16 protein-coding genes are annotated in these 17,817 nt (G+C 66.0%); 6 read left to right on the forward strand and 10 right to left on the reverse strand.

Going from position 1 to position 17,817, the window contains the following annotated elements:
- Positions 1-3 precede the first annotated feature (3 nt).
- The 3 genes from BM133_RS22670 to BM133_RS22680 are packed head-to-tail and all read right to left on the reverse strand — an operon-like array spanning position 4 to position 5,050.
- Complete coding sequence (locus BM133_RS22670) at positions 4-1,302, reverse strand: MFS transporter (RefSeq protein WP_093438697.1); 1,299 nt, start codon at positions 1,300-1,302, stop codon at positions 4-6.
- On the reverse strand, positions 1,299-3,626 hold the full coding sequence (locus BM133_RS22675) for a LamG domain-containing protein (RefSeq protein WP_093438699.1): 2,328 nt from the start codon (positions 3,624-3,626) through the stop codon (positions 1,299-1,301). The genes BM133_RS22670 and BM133_RS22675 overlap by 4 nt, the downstream gene beginning before the upstream one ends.
- 14 nt (positions 3,627-3,640) lie before the next feature.
- The gene (locus BM133_RS22680; RefSeq protein WP_093438702.1) at positions 3,641-5,050 is read right to left on the reverse strand and encodes an aminotransferase family protein; all 1,410 of its coding nucleotides are present in this window, start codon (positions 5,048-5,050) and stop codon (positions 3,641-3,643) included.
- 101 nt (positions 5,051-5,151) lie between these two features.
- Between BM133_RS22680 and BM133_RS22685 the strand changes: the two genes are divergently transcribed.
- On the forward strand, positions 5,152-6,072 hold the full coding sequence (locus tag BM133_RS22685; protein ID WP_093438704.1) for a LysR family transcriptional regulator: 921 nt from the start codon (positions 5,152-5,154) through the stop codon (positions 6,070-6,072).
- Between the two features lie 548 nt (positions 6,073-6,620).
- Here BM133_RS22685 and BM133_RS22690 read toward each other — a convergent pair.
- From BM133_RS22690 to BM133_RS22710, 5 genes are all read right to left on the reverse strand, one after another.
- The gene (locus BM133_RS22690; protein WP_093438707.1) at positions 6,621-7,019 is read right to left on the reverse strand and encodes a cupin domain-containing protein; all 399 of its coding nucleotides are present in this window, start codon (positions 7,017-7,019) and stop codon (positions 6,621-6,623) included.
- Between the two features lie 38 nt (positions 7,020-7,057).
- A complete protein-coding gene (locus BM133_RS22695) occupies positions 7,058-7,900 on the reverse strand; it encodes an ABC transporter permease (RefSeq protein ID WP_093439367.1) in 843 nt (280 codons plus the stop codon).
- A gap of 49 nt (positions 7,901-7,949) precedes the next feature.
- On the reverse strand, positions 7,950-8,753 hold the full coding sequence (locus BM133_RS22700) for an ABC transporter ATP-binding protein (protein WP_093438710.1): 804 nt from the start codon (positions 8,751-8,753) through the stop codon (positions 7,950-7,952).
- Positions 8,750-9,820: an ABC transporter substrate-binding protein gene (locus BM133_RS22705; protein WP_093438713.1), complete on the reverse strand. Its 1,071-nt coding sequence runs from the start codon at positions 9,818-9,820 to the stop codon at positions 8,750-8,752. The genes BM133_RS22700 and BM133_RS22705 overlap by 4 nt, the downstream gene beginning before the upstream one ends.
- A gap of 128 nt (positions 9,821-9,948) precedes the next feature.
- Entirely contained in the window at positions 9,949-10,851 is a 903-nt protein-coding gene (locus BM133_RS22710) for a LysR family transcriptional regulator (RefSeq protein WP_093438716.1), read from the reverse strand.
- A 66-nt stretch (positions 10,852-10,917) separates the two neighbouring features.
- On the opposite strand from BM133_RS22710, the gene BM133_RS22715 reads away from it, so the two are divergent.
- Positions 10,918-11,541 (forward strand): helix-turn-helix domain-containing protein, encoded by a 624-nt coding sequence (locus tag BM133_RS22715; RefSeq protein ID WP_093438719.1) that lies wholly within the window; start codon positions 10,918-10,920, stop codon positions 11,539-11,541.
- Between the two features lie 21 nt (positions 11,542-11,562).
- Here the strand turns inward: BM133_RS22715 and BM133_RS22720 are convergent, their stop codons facing one another.
- Entirely contained in the window at positions 11,563-12,342 is a 780-nt protein-coding gene (locus tag BM133_RS22720) for an SDR family oxidoreductase (protein ID WP_093438722.1), read from the reverse strand.
- 191 nt (positions 12,343-12,533) lie between these two features.
- Here BM133_RS22720 and BM133_RS22725 point away from each other — a divergent pair, with 191 nt between their 5' ends.
- The 3 genes from BM133_RS22725 to BM133_RS22735 all read left to right on the forward strand — a co-directional run bounded on the left by BM133_RS22725 (position 12,534) and on the right by BM133_RS22735 (position 15,170).
- Complete coding sequence (locus BM133_RS22725) at positions 12,534-13,505, forward strand: Bug family tripartite tricarboxylate transporter substrate binding protein (protein WP_093438725.1); 972 nt, start codon at positions 12,534-12,536, stop codon at positions 13,503-13,505.
- 73 nt (positions 13,506-13,578) lie between these two features.
- Positions 13,579-14,382: an aldolase gene (locus BM133_RS22730; RefSeq protein WP_093438728.1), complete on the forward strand. Its 804-nt coding sequence runs from the start codon at positions 13,579-13,581 to the stop codon at positions 14,380-14,382.
- Positions 14,379-15,170, forward strand: a complete 792-nt coding sequence (locus tag BM133_RS22735) for a hydroxypyruvate isomerase family protein (protein ID WP_093438731.1) — start codon at positions 14,379-14,381, stop codon at positions 15,168-15,170. The genes BM133_RS22730 and BM133_RS22735 overlap by 4 nt, the downstream gene beginning before the upstream one ends.
- Before the next feature lie 393 nt (positions 15,171-15,563).
- On the opposite strand, the gene BM133_RS22740 is transcribed toward BM133_RS22735, so the two are convergent.
- Complete coding sequence (locus tag BM133_RS22740; protein WP_177224910.1) at positions 15,564-16,457, reverse strand: LysR family transcriptional regulator; 894 nt, start codon at positions 16,455-16,457, stop codon at positions 15,564-15,566.
- A gap of 151 nt (positions 16,458-16,608) precedes the next feature.
- Here BM133_RS22740 and BM133_RS22745 point away from each other — a divergent pair, with 151 nt between their 5' ends.
- The gene (locus tag BM133_RS22745) at positions 16,609-17,259 is read left to right on the forward strand and encodes a hydrolase (RefSeq protein WP_093438736.1); all 651 of its coding nucleotides are present in this window, start codon (positions 16,609-16,611) and stop codon (positions 17,257-17,259) included.
- The last annotated feature ends 558 nt before the right edge of the window (positions 17,260-17,817 follow it).

Below are 17,817 nucleotides of genomic sequence, written 5' to 3' on the forward strand. Positions count from 1 at the left end.
CTCTCACTTCACCCCGTACCGCCGGGCCGGCCGCAGCGCCGCCAAGCTCACCAACACGCCGAAGGCCACGTAGAACGACGGCGCGATCTTGCTGCCCGTGGCCGTGATGAGCCAGGCGCTGATGAAAGGCGCAAAGCCGCCGAAGATCGCCACGCCCAGGCTGTAGCTCACCGACAGACCGGTGCCGCGCGTGGCCGCCGGGAACAGCTCCGACATCGCCGCCGAGATTGGCCCCCAGTAGGCCGAGGCCACCACGCCCATGGCGGTGAGCGCCACCATCAGCATCGGCACCGACGGATGGTTCACCAGCAGGTAGAACAACGGCACGATCATCACCCCCATGACCAGCGCCGCGCCGCGCATGATGGCCACGCGCCCCACCCGGTCCGACAGGCCGCCGAACACCGGCACCAACGCGAACTGCAGCACGCCGAACCAGAAGGTGCCCGCGAACGCCATCGAGGCCGGCAGGCCCAGCTGGCGCACCGCGAAGGTGGGCATGAACAGGCCCGTGTAGGCCACTACGGTCGCCAGGATGATGAGGCCCATCGCGGTGAGCGTGCGCCCCCGCTGGTCGACCAGCGTGGTGCGCACGGGCGATGCCTCCTGCGCCGCGCGCTTGAACTCCAGGCCTTCGTCCAGGTGGCGGCGGATGTAGAGGCCGGCCGGCCCGATCAGCAGGCCGAAGAAGAACGGAATGCGCCAGCCCCACGCCAGCAGCTGCTCGGGCGTGAGCAGTGCGTTCAGCCCCATGCCGAAGCCGGCCGCCAGGAAGGTGGTGATACCCTGGCTCGCGAATTGCCAGCTCGCGAAGAAGCCGCGGCGCCGGGGGTCCTGCTCGGCCAGCAGCGCGGTGGCGCTGCCGAACTCGCCGCCCGCGGCAAAGCCCTGCAGCAGCCGCGCGGCGATGATGAGCACGGGCGCCCACAGCCCGATCTGCGCATAGGTCGGCGACACCGCGATCAGCAGCGTGCCGCACAGCATGATCGCCATCGACAGCGTCAAGGCGTTCTTGCGCCCCCGCGCATCGGCGTACGCGCCGAGCACCAGCGAGCCGACCGGGCGCATCACGAAGGTCACGCCGAAGGTGCCCAGCGTGATGAGCAGCGACACGGACTCGTTCTCGGCCGGAAAGAACAGCTTGGAGATGGTCACGGCGAGAAAGCCGTAGATCACGATCTCGAACCACTCCAGCGCGTTGCCGATGGAGATGGCGGTGATGACGCGCACGGTGCTCTGCCGCGTCACCGTGGGCTCGGCGGGCTCGGACGGGGTGGCGGTGCGTGGGGCGAGTGTGCTCATGGTGCTGCATGCTCCAGGGATGGTTGAACCGGACGGTCCGCGCCCGCGGCGGGCCGGACCCCGAAGTGATGCAGCACGTTGCGCAGCACCCCTTCGAAACAGGGATCGACGCCGAGCACCCAGCTGGCACCGACGGCACCGGCGTTGAACACGCGGCCACCCTGCGGGCGCTCCCAATAGATCATCTCGGCCGAGAGCCCGTCCAGCGACTCGGTCACGCTCGAGAAGTAGTCCAGGTACGCATCGAGGCGGCCCGACCGGGCCCGGCGCCCCTGGGCGATGACCTCTATGCCCTGTTGCGGTTCGGGTAGGCGCTCACCGGCCGGCAACGCATGCGTCATGCGGCGCAGCGTGGTCACGCTCAGGTCCCACTCGTGACCGATGGCACGCGGCAGACCGCCGCCCGGCGCATGGCCGAAGGTCGTACCCTCGGCCAGCCCCAGCGCGTGCGGCTGCGTGAACAGGAAGTGATCGGGCAGCGTCGCGTGGTACACGCCGAAGTCGTCGCCGTCGGCAAAGGCCCAGCCCGCGGACTCCAGCCCGATAAGCTCGGCGCACGACCGCCCGGCCTGGCGGAACTGGCCGCCGCGCGCCCAGTCCTGCGCGTGGTACTGCTCGCCGTAGGGACCGGCGGGCGGGCGGACCTTGGCGGCCTCCTCGCTGTCTTCGTCGTTCGGCCCGAGCACCTTGCGCTGCTCCATCACCGTGCCCTCTTCGTTGTAGCTCACGCGCAGGTACATGGTGTTGCCCGACAACACCACGGCCGTGCCGCCGTTGGACAGATAGTCGTCGAGCCCGTCGCAGGCCGGCAGCGACCAGTACTCGCTGTGGCCGTTGACGATCACGGTCCTGTAGGCCTTCAGCAGGCCCGGGTCGCGGTGCAGGTCGAGGTCGCTCACCACGTCGTAGTCGTAGCCGGCCTGCTCGAGCCACACGTGCAGGCGCCGTTCCAGCCGGGTCCACTGGCAAAAACCCGCATCGGCCGGGTCGTACAGCGCATTGGGGCTGGCGTTGGGCCACGGCATGCGAAGCCCGACCTGGTAGCTCGGCTGGCCGCCGCGGTGATAGGTGTAGCTGCTGTAGGCGGGCGCATCGGGATGGCTGTTCTCCAGGCCGGCCGAACGCCGCGGCCAGACCGGGTCGCTCGCCACGTTCTTCGCGAACGGCGTGCTCGCATAGGCCAGCCAGCTGTTGGTGGCGCACAGCACCAGCACCGGCGCGGGTGCTCGGTGCGCGGCGCGGCGCACGATGAAGGTGATGTCGTAGTCGGCGGGCCGGCCGTCGAGCAGGAACCGCACGCGGCCCACGTAGACACCTGACCGAGCATTCGCGGGAATGCGAAAGGCATGGCTCTCGGGCCAGCGGCAGTCGTAGAGATCGTCGCTCGCCAAACGCAAGCCGTGGCCGCGCGTGGGGTCGGCCAGCGGGTCGTAGCCGTCGTCGGAAAACTCGTTCACGCGCCTGGGCTCGAAGGCCGGGCCGACGATCATCCAGGTGCCGTGGTTGACGATGCGGCCGGTGCGCTGGTGGCCGCTGGCATCGGCCACCGTGTCGCCGCGCTCCTCCCGCAGCGGCCAGCAGGCCAGCACGGTGCGCCCGCGCGGTGTGTGCAGGCCGCGGTCGGCGAAACGCGCGCGCACTTCGTCGGGCGACAACGCATGCGCGTAGATCGCGGGCATGACGATGTCGCCTTCGAGGAACGCATCCGCCAGGCCGTCGATGCCGCTGGCGCCCAGGCGCAGCGGGGCGCGGCCCGGTTGCATGGCGCCGCTCCACTTGCCGCGCGCAGCCGCTTCGCCGTCGATCCAGAGCACCGTCTCGCGCCCGTCCCATGTGGCGACGATGTGGTGCCAGCACTTGGGGCGCAGCGCGCCGCCCGCGAGCTCGCCTTGCGCGCGGAGCGCGCCGCCGTCACCGAGATAGAAGACCGCACGCCCGTCTTCGTCGACGAAGAGTCCGTAGCCGCAGGCGCCCGGCAGGTCGTACTGGCCGATGATGCTCTGGCGCGCGCCGATGCTCCACACCTGCACCCAACACTCCAGCGTGAGCGCATGCAGTGGCTGGTCGAGTCCGCGCGCCACCTGCACGTAGGAGCCCGGATGGATCGGCTGCGCTCGCGCGGGCGAGGGCTCAAAGGCATGCAACACGGTGTCGGCCGAACGGCCATCGACGTCGGGGCCGAGCTGGCACACCGAGAGCGCGTAGGGCACGTCGCTGCTCAGATGGAAGCGCACCACCTCGCCGGCGGCCACGCTCTTGCGGTCGGTGTAGCCGTGCACGCCGGGCACGTGCAGGCTGCGGTGGGGCGGCAGGGTCTGCGGCATGTGGGCGTCCCGCATCACGCCGAAACGGCCAGGCCCGCGGCCGCGATCTCGTCGGCCAGGTCGCGCAGCGAACGCTCCAGCAGATCGACCAGCTCGTCGATCTCCGCGGACGTGATGGTCAACGGCGGCGTGATCATCTGGAAGTCGCCGAAGGCACCCAGGTTGGCGCGCCGGTTGTACAGCGCAATGCCGTGCTTCAGTCCGTGCTCGGTGAGCCGCGCCGGCGCGTTGAAGCTGGCCGGCAACTGCCGCTTCGTGGCCTTGTCGGCCACGATCTCGATGGCGGTGAAGAGCCCCTTGCCGCGCACGTCGCCCACGATGGGCGAGCGCTCGGCCACCTCGCGCAGGCGGGCCATCAGCAGCTCGCCCATGTCGCGCGCGCGGGTCACCAGGTCCTGCGCGATCACCTCGCCCACCACCGCGTTGGCCACCGCGCACGACAGCGGGTTGGTGAAGTAGGTGTGGCCGTGCACGAAGCCGCCGCTGTCGGCGATGGCGTCGACGATGCGGTTGGGCGCGAGCATGGCGCCCAGGGGTGTGTAGCCCGCGGCCAGCCCCTTGGCCAGCGTGACGATGTCGGGCCGCGCGCCGGCCCAGTGGTGCGCCGCCAGGAAGGCGCCGGTGCGGCCCGCGCCGCTCATGATCTCGTCGTAGATCAGCAGCACGCCGTGGCGGTCGCAGATCTGGCGCACGCGCTCGAAGTAGGCTGCGCCCGACACCACCGCGCCGGTCGACAGCCCGCCGATGGGCTCCAGGATGAAGGCCAGCACGGTGTCAGGCCCCTCCCGCACGATGGCGGCTTCGAGCTCGTCTGTGCAGGCCATGGCATGCGACCCGGCGGTGTGGCCGTCGGGCACGCGGTACGACAGCGGCGCGGGCACCTTCGGCATCTCGCGCACCATCGGGCCGTAGAGGGATTGCGTGTGCGCGTCGCCCGTCACTGCCAGCGCGCCCAAGGTGGAGCCGTGGTAGCTGGGGTTGCGCGAGATGACCTTGGCGCGGCGCGGCTGGCCGGTGACCACGGCGTACTGCCGCGCCAGCTTGAGGGCCGATTCGTTGGCCTCCGAGCCACCCGAGACGAAGAAGGCACGGTCGAAGCCCTCGCCGGCCAGCTTGCACACGCGGTCCGCCAGCTCGATGCTGTGCTCGCTCTCGAAGAAGCGCGGGTAGGCGAAAGTCACCTGCGCCGCCTGCGCCTGCATGGCCGCCAGCACGCGCGGATTGCCATGGCCGATGTTGGCGACCACCGCGCCGGCCGTCGCGTCGAGGAAGCGGCGTCCGCCGGCGTCCCACAGGTAGATGCCTTCGCCGCGCGCGATGCGCGGCGGCCGGGGCGTGCCCTTGGCGGCATAGAAGCCGAGCACGGAGCCGCCCTGCGGCGTGTCGCCCACGGTGCGGGCGGTGTCTTCGATCGTAGCGCTCATCGGGGAATTTCCATTCGCATGTCTTGAACGGCCCCGACGATAGGCACGACCGCGCGATATGGGTAGACGTATGGAGCGATGAAGTGATATACGTCTGCCGCATGAAGAACACCCACGATCGACTCGACCTGCTCGGCACCTTCATCAAGATCGGCGAGAGCGGATCGCTCAGCAAGGCGGCCCGGCTGCTGGGCACCACGCAGCCCACGGTGAGCCGCCGCCTGCTGGAGCTGGAGCGCCTGCTGGGCTGCAAACTGGCGATCCGCAACACCGCCAACTTCTCGCTCACCGACGAGGGTCGCTCGCTGCTGGCCGAGGCGCACGACCTGACCGATCGCTGGTCGGGCCTGTCGCAGCGGCTACTGGGCGGACAGAGCCGGCCCGAGGGAACGCTGCGCGTGATCGGTCCATCGGGCTATGGCACCGGCTTCCTGACCGACGCGGTGACCGACCTGCGCGCCGCGCATCCGCAGGTGCGGGTGGAACTCACGCTGACCGACCGCGTGGTCGATCTCGCAGCCTCCGGCGCCGAATGCTGGGTGTGCGTGGGCGAGGTGCGCGACCCGGCCTTGGTCAGCCGGCCGCTGGGGCGCATGGAGCGCGTGCTGATCGCCACGCCCGAGTTGCTCAAGCGCATCGGCCCCGTCACGCTGGCTCGGCTGCCGCAGCTGCCCTGCGTCGGACTGGTGCCGTATGTGACGGGCAATGTGCGCCTGATTGACCGCGGTGGGCACTCGCGCATCGTGGCGCTCGACACGCCGACGCGCACCGACAACCTGCTCGCGAGCTACCGCGCGGTGCTCAACGGCGCGGGCATCGGCGCCGCCGCGCCCTGGATGTGCCACGAAGACATGCAGGCCGGGCGGCTCAAGCGCGTGCTGCCGAACTGGTGGCTGGAACCGATCGGCATCTCCGTGGCGCTACCGCCGGGGCTGTACCGGCCGGCGCGCGTCACGGCGTTCATCGAGGCACTGCGTGCGCGCATGCACGCGCTACCGGGGTTTCGGCCCGCGTCTTCCTGAGTTGAAGATCCGAGGGCTGCTGCAGCCAGGCATCATTAAGCCGATTCACACGTTCCATGTGCTTGTGGGAATCCGAACGTTGAAGGTTTTCCGCCCAATGCGCGATCGACTTTCTTGGTTGCTGACGTCCTCGAACTTGCTGGTCAGGCGCGGGATGCGCTCGAAACGTGGCGGGTATTTCGCTCGACGTCGTTTGGTTGGGCGGGTGTCTATATTTCCTCTACCTGTAGAGCGATGAAGTCGGAAAAATCTCGTGTTGACACCTTGGCTGCTCGCCCTGCAGAAAGTATCGCGTCGACGTCGGCTGTTCCGATTGCCCAAGCCGGCCGAGGCTGAATACGCGCACCCAATGGCATTTCGCTGGAACCGCTTGTGTTGCCTGTCGAGCAAATCCCCAGCCCAGCCCAGCATCCGTTGCCGCTGTCGGTGCCTCTGTTGAATCAGTCAAGAATTCAGGCCTTCTCCCGTAGCGCTATTTCCTCCGCATCGCCACGAAACGACCAAGAAAGTGAACCTCGACCAAGAGGTCCAACAACGACATGTCGCTGTCAAAAGCCCTTGGTCTCTCCGGATGCTGCGTGAAAAAAGATGTTGGGTTTGCGGTAGACAGCGAACACGACGGCACCGGTCTGCGAGCTGTTGTCGTGAAAGGATCCGGGCTTGCGCCAGATGTAGTCGCCGGCCCCGGCCTTGCCGTCATGGTCTTCGACGGAACCCTCGAGCACCAGGGTCTGCTCCAGCTCCGGGTGCTTGTGAAAAGGGATGTACGCCCCCGGGTCCAGCTTGAGAAGACACGTCATCTCGCCCTCTTCGAGGTTTTCGTACAGGACCTTGATCATGACCTTGTCGAAGCGCGTCGGCTTCCACTCCAGGCTGCCCGGTTGCACGTAGACCGATCCCCCGATCGTGGGTTCCAGCTTGTGCGGCTTCTTGGCGATGGCGTTCATGGAATATCTCCTTCGAAAAAGTGAAGTTGCGGCACCGTTCAGTGCGCGTCGCGAAACTCGGGGGACCACTTCATCATCCGGCCTTCGACATGGCGAATGGCGGAGACGAGCACGATGCCCAGTGCTGAAAGGATCGTGATGGTGGCGAACATGTCGGTGGCGTTCAGTGTCGACAGGGACGTGATGATCAGATAGCCCATCCCCTTGTCCGAGCCCACGAACTCCGAGATCACGACCCCGATCAGCGAGAAAGCCACAGCGTTGGGCAGTGCGGCAAACATCCAGCCCAGCACGAACGGAATGCGCACGTTCCAGAGCAGGTTCGAGCGGGATGCGCCCAGCGTCCGGCAGAAATTGATCACATGCGGCTCGATGCTCTGGCCGCCCTTGAAGGTGTTGAAGAAGACCAGGAAGAAGACGATGAACCAGGCCGTCACCACCTTCGACACCAGCCCCAATCCGAAGATCATGGTGATCAGCGGGACGAAGGCGATCCGGGGCAGAGAGTTGGCGCCGGTGATAAACGGCGCCAGCACGCGCGCGAGCCTCGGGCTTTGCGACAGCCCCAGTCCCGCGACGAACCCCGTGACGACCGAGACGACAAGACCGATCGCCGTGGCCAGCACCGTGGATGCCAGGTGCGGCCAGATGAATCCCGCCTGGCTCCCCAGCGTCCATTCGTAGATCCGCTGCGCGACCAGCGAAGGCCGGCTGATGAAGAACGGGTCCAGGAAGGTGTTGCTCACGAACCAGGGCACGCGGGTCAGCCCTTCCCACAATCCCAGGAACCCGGCAAAGATCGCGACCTGCCAGCCGAGTACCAGCAGCGCATCCTTGCGTGCGGCCTTGCGCGAGGCGGCCGCGAAGTCCCGGATGCGCATGGCGGCGGCATCGTCGTGAGCGCCTTTCAACGCGCCGGCAGCACCGGGTTCAGGCGACATTTTCTGCCCCCTTCGCACGCGCTTGAGCCGCCTGGAATTCGCGCCCCAGCACGGCCCAGATGGCACGCACGTTCTGGCCGAAGTCGTCGGAGTCCCGCAGCGCGAACACGTCCCTCGGCCGGGGAAGATCGACGCGATGGTCGAGCACCACGCGGCTGGGTGGCGCCGACAGGACGATCACGCGATCGGACAGCGTCACCGCTTCGTCCAGGTCGTGCGTCACCATCACGACCGTCTGTCCCAGCTTCTGCCAGATCTCCAGCAGTTCCCGATGCAGCGTCATCTTGGTGTTGCTGTCGAGCGCGCCGAAGGGCTCATCGAGCAGCAACACCTCGGGCTCGCACGCGAGCGTCATCAAGAGCGCAACCCGCTGCCGCATGCCGCCCGACAGCTGGTGAGGAAGCATGTCTTCGCACCCCGCCAGATTCGCGAGCCCCAGCAGCCTGCCGACCGTCTCGCGGATGTCGCGCTCCGGAAGGCCGCGAAACTTCAGGCCGAGCGCGATGTTGCGGCCCACGGTGTACCAGGGCAGCACCGTGTCCTTCTGGAAGATGTAGCCCAGCTTGTCGGGGATCGTTCCGTGCCGCACGGCGCGGCCGCCGATCTCGATCGTTCCCGCGCTTGGGGCCATGAAGCTGCCCATCATGTTCAGCAGCGTGCTTTTTCCGCAGCCGCTGGGTCCCACGACTGACACGAACTCTCCCTTGGCCACGGAGAACGAGACATCCCCGATCGCCCAGGTCTCGCGTGTCGAACTCAGATAGGCCTTGCTCACATGCCGGATGTCGATCATGCGAGCTTCCTTGCGCGCTTGACGAAGCTCATGTTCACCATCTTCTCGTAGGGAACCTGCTTCATCTCCTCCGGCGTGATCTGCCGCCCTCCCATCACGTCCATCAGGCGCGCGTAGTGCTGCGGCGTGATGAGGTTGTCGGCGCTCCAGATCTTCTTGAATACCGACACGGAATCAATAGAGAGCTGCTTGCCGTAGCCCTGCAGGTACTGCCCGCCGATCAGCGCGACGATGTCGGACGGCGAGGTCTGGCGAATGAAATCCGATGCCTTGACGATGCCCGTCACCAGCGCCTGCACGGCCTCGGGGCGCTTGTCGATGCTGTCCTGCATCACGTAGACGCCGACGCCCGGCACATCGCCGCCGAATGCGGAGTTCCAGGTGGCGTCGTCGGTCACGTCGAACAGGGGAACGCCCCAGCCTTCCTCCTTCGCCTTGTTGAGCATCGAGTACGTGGCCGTGCAGCAGTCGACGGAGCCGCTCTTGACGGCGCCGAGCATGGTCGAGAAATCGCCGAGCGGCCGGACCTGCACCTTGTCCTTGATGCCCGCGCGATCCGCCAGGTAGACGGCCATGAGCCATGTGGCCGATTGGGGCTGGGTCACGCCGATCGAACGCCCCGCCAGCGACTTGACGTCCTTGAGGCCGGCGTCGTACAGCTTCTTCGTGGTGAGGATGTTGGCGAAGGCGATCCGGTTGTCGAAGCCCGCGACCAGCACCGCCTGCTTGCCGGCGATGGTGAGCGAGACCGGATCGTTGACGCCGGAAGTCGCCGCGAACAATTGCCCGGCGGCGAGCATCTGCTTGGCGCGCGGTCCGCTCTGCGCGTTCAACGGCCGGGCATCGAGGCCGGCCTCGGCGAAGTACCCTTTCTTCGCGGCGACGTAGACCATCGAGTAGAGCGGATCGATGCTCGCCACGCCATAGTCTGCGGCGCCCAGCTTCGCCGATTGCGCGAAGGCCGTGCCCAGCGGAAGGAACGGCGAGATCGACGCGCCGGCGACGCCGCCGAGGAAGCGGCGGCGGCTCCCTGATGAAAGGATGCGTGCATCGAGGGGAGATTGCATGGGTGTGCTCCTGCTTGCGGGTGAACGGGTGCCGTCCGGCGATGCCGCCGCGCGACATGCAGCCAGTGTGCGAGGCATCGCGCTTCTCAACCAATACCTATGGAGGCGGCCGTGATGCCGCCGCGGCATCAGGGCACCGCGACGCACTGCGCGGGAAAGATGCGGCGCGCGGCGCCGACGAAGCCGCTGACAAGGGGATTGGTGTCGCGCGCCCGCCAGGCGATCGCGATCTCGGCGCGCTCCTCGAGGTCGCTCAACGGGCGGTATTCGACACCGTCCGTGTGCAGATGCCGGATGGCTTCGGGCACGATGGCGACACCCACGCCCGCGCCCACCATCCCCATCATGGCCTGCGAGTCGCCGACATCGTGCATGGCCTTGGGCTCGAAGCCGGCATCCCTGCAGAATTTCAGCGTGAGTCCGCCGAAGGTCCTGCCCGGACCCGCCGGCAACGAGACGAATTCTTCCCGCGCCAGATCGCCGACGGCGACGGATTCGCATTGGCACAGCGGATGCCCCTTGGGCAGGGCCACGACGAATCTCTGCCGCTGAATCACATAGCTCGCGATGGCTGCATCAGGTTTCAGGAGCCGCAGGATCGCGACGTCGATGTCTTCGCGCATCAAGGGTTCGAATTGCTGGAGCACCTGAAACTCGTTGAGCTTCACGTCGACATTCGGAAATTCGCTCCGGAAGCCGCGCACGAGCATGGGCAGAAACTCGTAGGCCACCAGGCTGATGAACCCCACCCTCAAGTGGCCGGTGTGGCCGGCGGCCGCACGCTGCGCAAGCAGCGGCAACTGCTGCATCTGTGTCAGGACGGTGCGTGCCTGCTTCAGCACGGCATCTCCCGCGGGCGTGAGCGCCACGTGCCGCTTGTCGCGCTCGATGAGCAGCACGCCGAGCAGGGCCTCGAGTTGCTGGATCTGTCGGCTCAGCGCGGGCTGGGCCACGTGCAGCTTGTCCGCGGCCCTACGAAAGCTGAGGTCGTCGGCGACCGCCACAAAGTAGCGCAACTGTCGAATTTCCATGTGAAACCGCTCCGGGACATCAAAGACGCAAGAAGCGCGCCGAAGGCACTGTGACAAGATCAGGCCATGGATCTGGAAACGTCGACCCCGCCTCCCCCCGGCTCATCCCGCAAACCGAAAAAGAGCAAGGGCGAAAGCGCGCCGCTGTCGCCCGCTGCGCTGGGACTGCGCATCCGCGCCCTGCGCAAGAGCAAGCAACTGACCGTCGAAGCCCTTGGTGAACTGGTCGGCGTCCACAAGACGCATCTGTCGCGGATCGAGCGAGGCCTGAAGGCGCCTTCGCTGACCATGATCTCCAAGCTGGCACGCGCACTCGACTGCGGCATCGGGCACTTGGTGGGCGAGGTGATCCACGAGGAAGCGATCGTCGTGAACCGCGGGCAGGACCTGCATCCGCGCTTCACCGCCGACGAACAGCACGAGTTCGCCACCTTGTTCCAGGATGCCCACTCGAGCAGCTTCGGCGCGTTCATCCTCTACCCCGGAATTTCCGACGGGCCGATCCAGGCGCAGCACGAGGGCCACGAGCTGCTCTACGTGCTCACGGGCAGCGTGGACATCCATTTCCAGGATCGCGTCGAGCGACTCCGCGCAGGCGACTGCATTCATTTCCCCGGCTACCTCACGCATCGGATCGTCCGCGTCGGCCGCGCCAAGGCCAGCGCGCTGCTCGTGATGTCCTCGACTTAGCGGCGTGGGTCGGCGCAGGGGCTAGCCCCTGCCTATGTACGGCATCTTCGTGGCGAGGATGGTCTGGAACAGGATGTTCGCCTCCAGCGGCAGGCTGGCCATGTGCAGCACGGCCCTGGCGACGATGCGCACGTCCATCAGCGGCTCGCTCGCCACCTGGCCGTTGGCCTGCAAGATGCCCTGCGCGAAGGCGTCCGCCATGTCGGTGGCCGCATTGCCGATGTCGATCTGCCCGCAGGCGATGTCGTAGGGCCGACCGTCCAGGGAGACGGCCTTCGTCATGCCGCTCACCGCATGCTTGGTCGCCGTGTAGGCGATCGCGTTCGGCCGGGGCGCGTGGGCGGCGATCGAGCCGTTGTTGATGATGCGCCCGCCCATGGGGCTCTGGTCCTTCATCACCCTGAACGCCTGCTGCAGGCAGAAAAACATGCCGTTCAGGTTCACGTCGACGACATCCCGCCATTGCCGCGCGCTCATGGCGTGCCATGGGATCGATGGCGCGGAGATGCCGGCGTTGTTGAAAAGGACATCGACCCGGCCCCACGTCGACACGGCCCTGGCGAACATCCGGCCGACGGCATCGGCGTCCGTCACATCCGTCGGGACGACGAGCGCGCGCCCGTCTGCCGTCGACTCGGAAGCGACGTCCTGCAGGGCGTTCTCGCGGCGCCCCACGAGCACGACGCGATACCCGGCCTCCAGCATGGCAAGCGCCACCGCCTTGCCGATGCCGCTCCCGGCGCCCGTCACGACCGCGACCTTCGGCGCTGCGTCATCTCTTGCGTTGCGTGAATTTTCCAAAGCAGTTCTCCTTGCTGCAGACAACCGTCCTCCCACCGGAGGACCTTTCAAAACGAAGAATATCGTTTTTGGTCAACTTGTTGACTAGTAGACACCCTGTGTTTAATACTCGCGCAAATTCGACGGCAACATCTGCCCGTTCACCGCACCGTATTCGTGAAGGCAATTTCGCCAGCAACCGGAGAGAAGGCATGTTCGAGATCAATCGCCGAAGGTTCACTTTGCTCACCGCCGCCGCGGGCGCGGCGCCCCAGCTTGCATTCGCGCAGAACGAATGGCCGTCCAAGTCGATCCGGGTGGTGGTGCCTTTCGGTGCCGGCATGTCCGTCGACGCGCTGGCCCGACTGCTGGGTGACGGGTTGGGCAAATCGCTGGGACAGGCGGTGATCGTCGACAACAAGCCCGGCGCGGCGGGCCTCATCGGCACTGCGGACGCGGCACGAAGCGCCCCCGACGGCTACACGCTTCTCGCGGGCGTGACGTCGGTGATGAGCATGAGCCCGCACGTGTACGCCAAGATGCCCTACCAGGCCTTGCAGGACTTCACGCCCATCGTGAGAACGGCGAACTTCTCCTTCGTGCTGCTGGCCGGACTGGCCCAGCCCTACAAGACGCTGCCGGAGCTGCTGAGCCTGGCGCGGGCCAAGCCGACCTCCGTCGACTACGCCTCGGTCGGCGTGGGCACCGCGCCTCACGTCCTGATGGAGATGCTCGCCAGCCTTGCCGATGTGAAGCTGACGCACATTCCCTACAAGTCGCCCTTCCTGTCCGACCTCATGGGCGGCCAGGTCGCCATCGGCTTCGAGCCGACGACAACGGCGATACCGCTGATCAAGAGCGGCAAGGTGCGGGCGCTGGCCATCGGCAGCAAGGCGCGTAATCCGCAGCTTCCGGATGTTCCCGCCCTGGCCGAGTTCTTCCCGGGTTTCGAAGGCGACAACTGGCATGGTCTCTTCGCCCCGCGCGGAACGCCCGACGCCATCGTCCAGCGCGTGAACACCGAGATGAACCGTGTCCTGCAGACCAGCGAGATCAGGACCCGGCTCGCCGACCTCGGGCTACAGCCAGGCGGCGGAACGAGCAACGAATTCAGGGACTACTTTCGCGCCGACTACGCAAGGTGGGGCGAAGTCATCCGGCAATTCAACATTCGCATCGACTGACGCCGCCGCGCCACCCATCACATCCACAGGCGCCGCCTTCCATTGGGGCGGCCCATCATCCACCACAGAAAAAATGAATACAGAGACACAGCGTTCGGAGCAGGAAATCAAGGAAGCCTACTACCGCGAGATGCGCGCCAAGGCCCCGGGGATCACCTACACCGAGCTGGAGCAACTCGTCCTGGCCGCGCGCATGCTGGCAGCGGAAGGCCATTGGGCAAACGGCATCGCGGGACAGATCACCGCGCGCGCCGAGGCGCCGGGCACCTACTACACGCTCAAGTTCGGCATCGGTGCCGACGAAGCCACGCCGGATGGCTTCATGGTGACCAACGATGCGCTCGAGGCGCTGGACGGCCGCTCGCTGCCCAACCCGGCCACGCGATTCCATACCTGGGTGTATCGCGCCAACCCCGACGTGAAATGCATCATCCACACGCACCCGCCGGCCGTCCAGACGCTGGCGATGATCGGGCAGCCGCTGATCGTCGCGAACATGGACGCCACGGCGTTCTACGACAACTGCAGCTATCTGGAGGAATGGCCCGGCCTCCCGATTGCCGACGAGGAGGGGCGGATCATCTCGAAGGCGCTGGCGGGACGCAAGGCGCTGCTGCTGGCCCACCACGGCCTGCTGACTGCCGGGACAAGCATCGCCGAAGCGACCACCCTCGCCATCTGGATGGAGCATCAGGCGTCAAACCAGTTGCGCGCGTCCGCGGCGGGGACCATCCGTCCGGTTCCGGATCACCTGGCGCGTGAAGCGCGCGACTTCCTGCTGAAGCCCCAGGTCATCGACATGGCGTTTCTCTACTTTGCACGCCGCGTGCTGCGCAACGACCCGGACTGCCTCGCGGCGGATCGGCAGCCCACATGAAGTTCTCCGCCAACCTGTCGACGCTGTTCACGGAGTTGCCGCTGCTGTCGCGCGTGGGAGCCGCCGCGTCCCATGGCTTCAAGGGTGTCGAGATCTGGTTTCCCTACGAGCTGGATGCCAGGGTTCTGCGCACGGAACTCGAAAGCCACGATGTCGAGTGCGTGATGATCAACACGCAGCCCGGCAACGTCGAAAAAGGCGATTGGGGACTGGCTGTCGATGCCAAACGAAGAACCGAGTTTTTGGAGTCGGTGGAGGTCGCCGCTGACTACGCGGCCGCCATCGGATGCCCGCGGATCCACGCAATGTCGGGCACGCTGCCGCCAGACAAGACCAGGGAGGCCTCGTGGGACGTCTTCGCGAGGAACATCGACGACGCCTGCACCGTCGCCGCGCGCCGGAACCTTACCCTCATGATCGAGCCGCTCAACGAGATCGACCGGCCGACCTTCCTGCTCACCCGGCAATCCCAGGCCATCGACCTCATCGAACAGCTGGATCGCGAGAACCTGAAGATCATGCTGGACGTCTTTCATTTGCAGCGCGGCGAGGGGAACCTCATCGAGCGGTTGCGAGAAAGCCTTCCCCACGCGGCGCACGTTCAGATCGCTGACGTTCCTGGCCGCCATGAGCCAGGCACAGGCGAGATCAACTTTGTAATGGTCCTTCGGACCTTAGAGCAGCTTGAATGGAAGGAATGGGTCGGCTGCGAATACTTTCCTAGCGAAAACACAAGCGCCAGCTTCGCGTGGCTCGCCGCGCTCGGAAGCCAGATGCGTTCCCGCTGAAAACCCAGTATCCATGCGGGTTTGCGGGGGTACAGGTGTTTTATCCCCCTTTTTTGTTGCGCTCAACTGGGCTGCTTTAGCCTGCTTTGCACAAGCTCACCCAGCCCCCGCCGGTAACGCATCTGAACGCAGAGCCATCGCAAGCGCATGCAGTTCTGTCCTTCATATAAACCTTCTTGACGTAGTTCTTCATCCTTACGGATACGACGGCTCAGAAGTTTCGAGCGCGGACCCCGTCAACTCGACGCAAGACACCGGTCATTACGAGAGGGCTACGTATCGCCCGTCCAGTGATTTCCATGAAGTCGTGCGCAAGGCGCTCGAAAATTACGAGCGACAACTAGGGCACAGGCTTCCCCCTCGTGTTCACCGAGGAACGCCGTCATTGCATCCTCAGGCAGAGACGGCCCCGCCATCCGGCGGCTTATTGCAGAACTCGATCAGGAGCTCGATCAGGACGCGTATCTTTCTCGCGGGGTGCTGGCCGGGAGGACGGATGACATAGGCGCCTGCCGGCGGCGGCGGATAGCGCTTCATGACCTGCACGAGTGCTCCCGCGGCCACGTATTCATGCGTGAGCCAATCGGGCAGATAGGCGATCCCGAGTCCTGCCACCGCGGCGGCAAGCAACGCCAAACCGTTGTCGGCCTTGAAGCGCCCCTGCGGCCGAACAGTCACGATCCGGTCGCCATCCATCAACTGCCAGGCCTCGGTCCCCTGCATCAAGGCTTCATGGCCACCAAGCTCCTCCGGTGTTTCGGGCGACCCGTGCGCGGCAACATAACCCGGACTCGCGACGAGCTTGCCGTGGATGGGGCCGACGCGCCTTGCGACCAGGTTTGAATCCTCAAGATAGCCGACCCGTATTGCACAGTCATACCCTTCCGCGATGAGATCCACGAAGCGATCGCTGTAGCACGTCTGGATCTGCAACTGAGGGTGGCGGCGCGCCAGCTCCGCGAGCATGGGAGCGAAGTGCGTGGGCCCGAAGGTCACGGGCACAGCGATTCTCAGGCGCCCGCGCAGGTCGCCCGTAGGCAGGATCGTTTCCTTTGCCACATCGATCTCGGCGCAGATCCTGGCTGCATGGTCCCGGAACGTGGCGCCCGCTTCCGTGAGAGCGGCCCCGCGCGTGGAACGCGCAAGAAGCTGGACACCAAGTTCCTCTTCCAGCCGGATCAGCCGTCGGCTCACCATCGACTTGGAGATGCCGAGCCGAACTGCAGCAGGCGAAATACCCCCCGCATGCGCAACCTCGACGAATGTACGCAGGTCTTCGATGTCCAATCTGGCGTTCCTTGAATCGCGACACAGCTCGCCAGGAAATGGTACTACCGCACCGGGATCAGGAACGCAATACTGCTTGCAGGAGGCATCGCCAAGGGCGTATCGCCGCCAGCAACCCATCCCGCTTACAGCGGCAACACAGGAACCACCAATGACGCTCCGCAACGGCCTCTCTTCGCTTCTTCGTCCCGAAGATTCGGTCCTCGTTCTCATCGACCACCAGCCCTACCAACTTGCCAACTTGAACAGTCACGAGCCGCAGATGGTCATCAACAACACCGTGGGACTGGCCAAGGCGGCCAAGGCCTTCGGCGTTCCCACCATCCTGACCAGCGTGATTGCGGAACGGGGCGGGCTCCTTTTTCCTCAGATCACCGACGTGTTCCCCGGGCAGGAGGTCATCGACCGTACGTTCATCAACACCTGGCAAGACAAGAAGACGGTAGACGCCGTCAAGGCAACGGGCCGCAAGCAACTGATCATCGCTGGCCTGTGGACCGAGGTGTGCGTCGCGATGCCGACGATCCAGGCTCTGGGCGAGGGTTGGGACGTCACCGTCGTCACCGATGCATCCGGCGGCGTTTCCGTCGAGGCTCATGAGGTCGCGATCCAGCGGATGATCGCGGCGGGCGCGAACATGCTGACCTGGCTCGCAGTCGCCTCCGAATGGCAGCGAGACTGGGCCCGGACCGAGAGCGCCGCCGAGTTGACGAAGGTGATCACGCAACATGCGGGAGGCAGCGGCATCGCTTTCCTATGGGAGCAGCAGTTGCTCAATACGCCTGTGCCTGCCATCGCGTGATGGGTCAGGAACAGGGACGAAATGCCCTTTCGAGCATGCGTTTGCTGGCGCAGTGAACATCTGGTCGTGGCCGTCACGGCAGCTCTGGTGTGCAGACGCAATGGCGTGTTGGTGATCGAGGCCGAAATGCGTTCGAGGCCTGGGGCCTCGCTGCACAAGCTGGTCGGCTTCGCGCAGGGCGCATCGGGCATCGGCTGGCTGCAGATGCTCGTGGCCCTGCGTGTGCGCGCGAGTTGCTCATGGGGAAGCTGGCGCACGCGAAGCGCAGTTTCGTCGAAGGTGTGTCTCTTGTGCGATGGGGTCGTCTGTGGGGAGGGGCCTCCGGAACAGATCTTTGCCGAGTCGCAGCGGGACCGGACCCGTTCGTTTCTGCGCAGCATTCGGGAGGCAAAGCGCCTCTAGTGCGAACGATCGTGGTGATTGCCGGCTGCACCCTGAACGATTGGGGGCAACTGGAGGGCCGGGCTGCGAGCGGGTTACCTCGTGGAGGTCGATGTCAGCGCGGTGGTGCCGCAAGCTGCCCGATCTGCTGTTCCGCGAGGCGCGACTTCGCGCTCT

Origin of the sequence: Variovorax sp. 770b2 (genome assembly GCF_900115685.1) — a bacterium.
In the GTDB taxonomy this organism is placed as follows: domain Bacteria; phylum Pseudomonadota; class Gammaproteobacteria; order Burkholderiales; family Burkholderiaceae_C; genus Variovorax.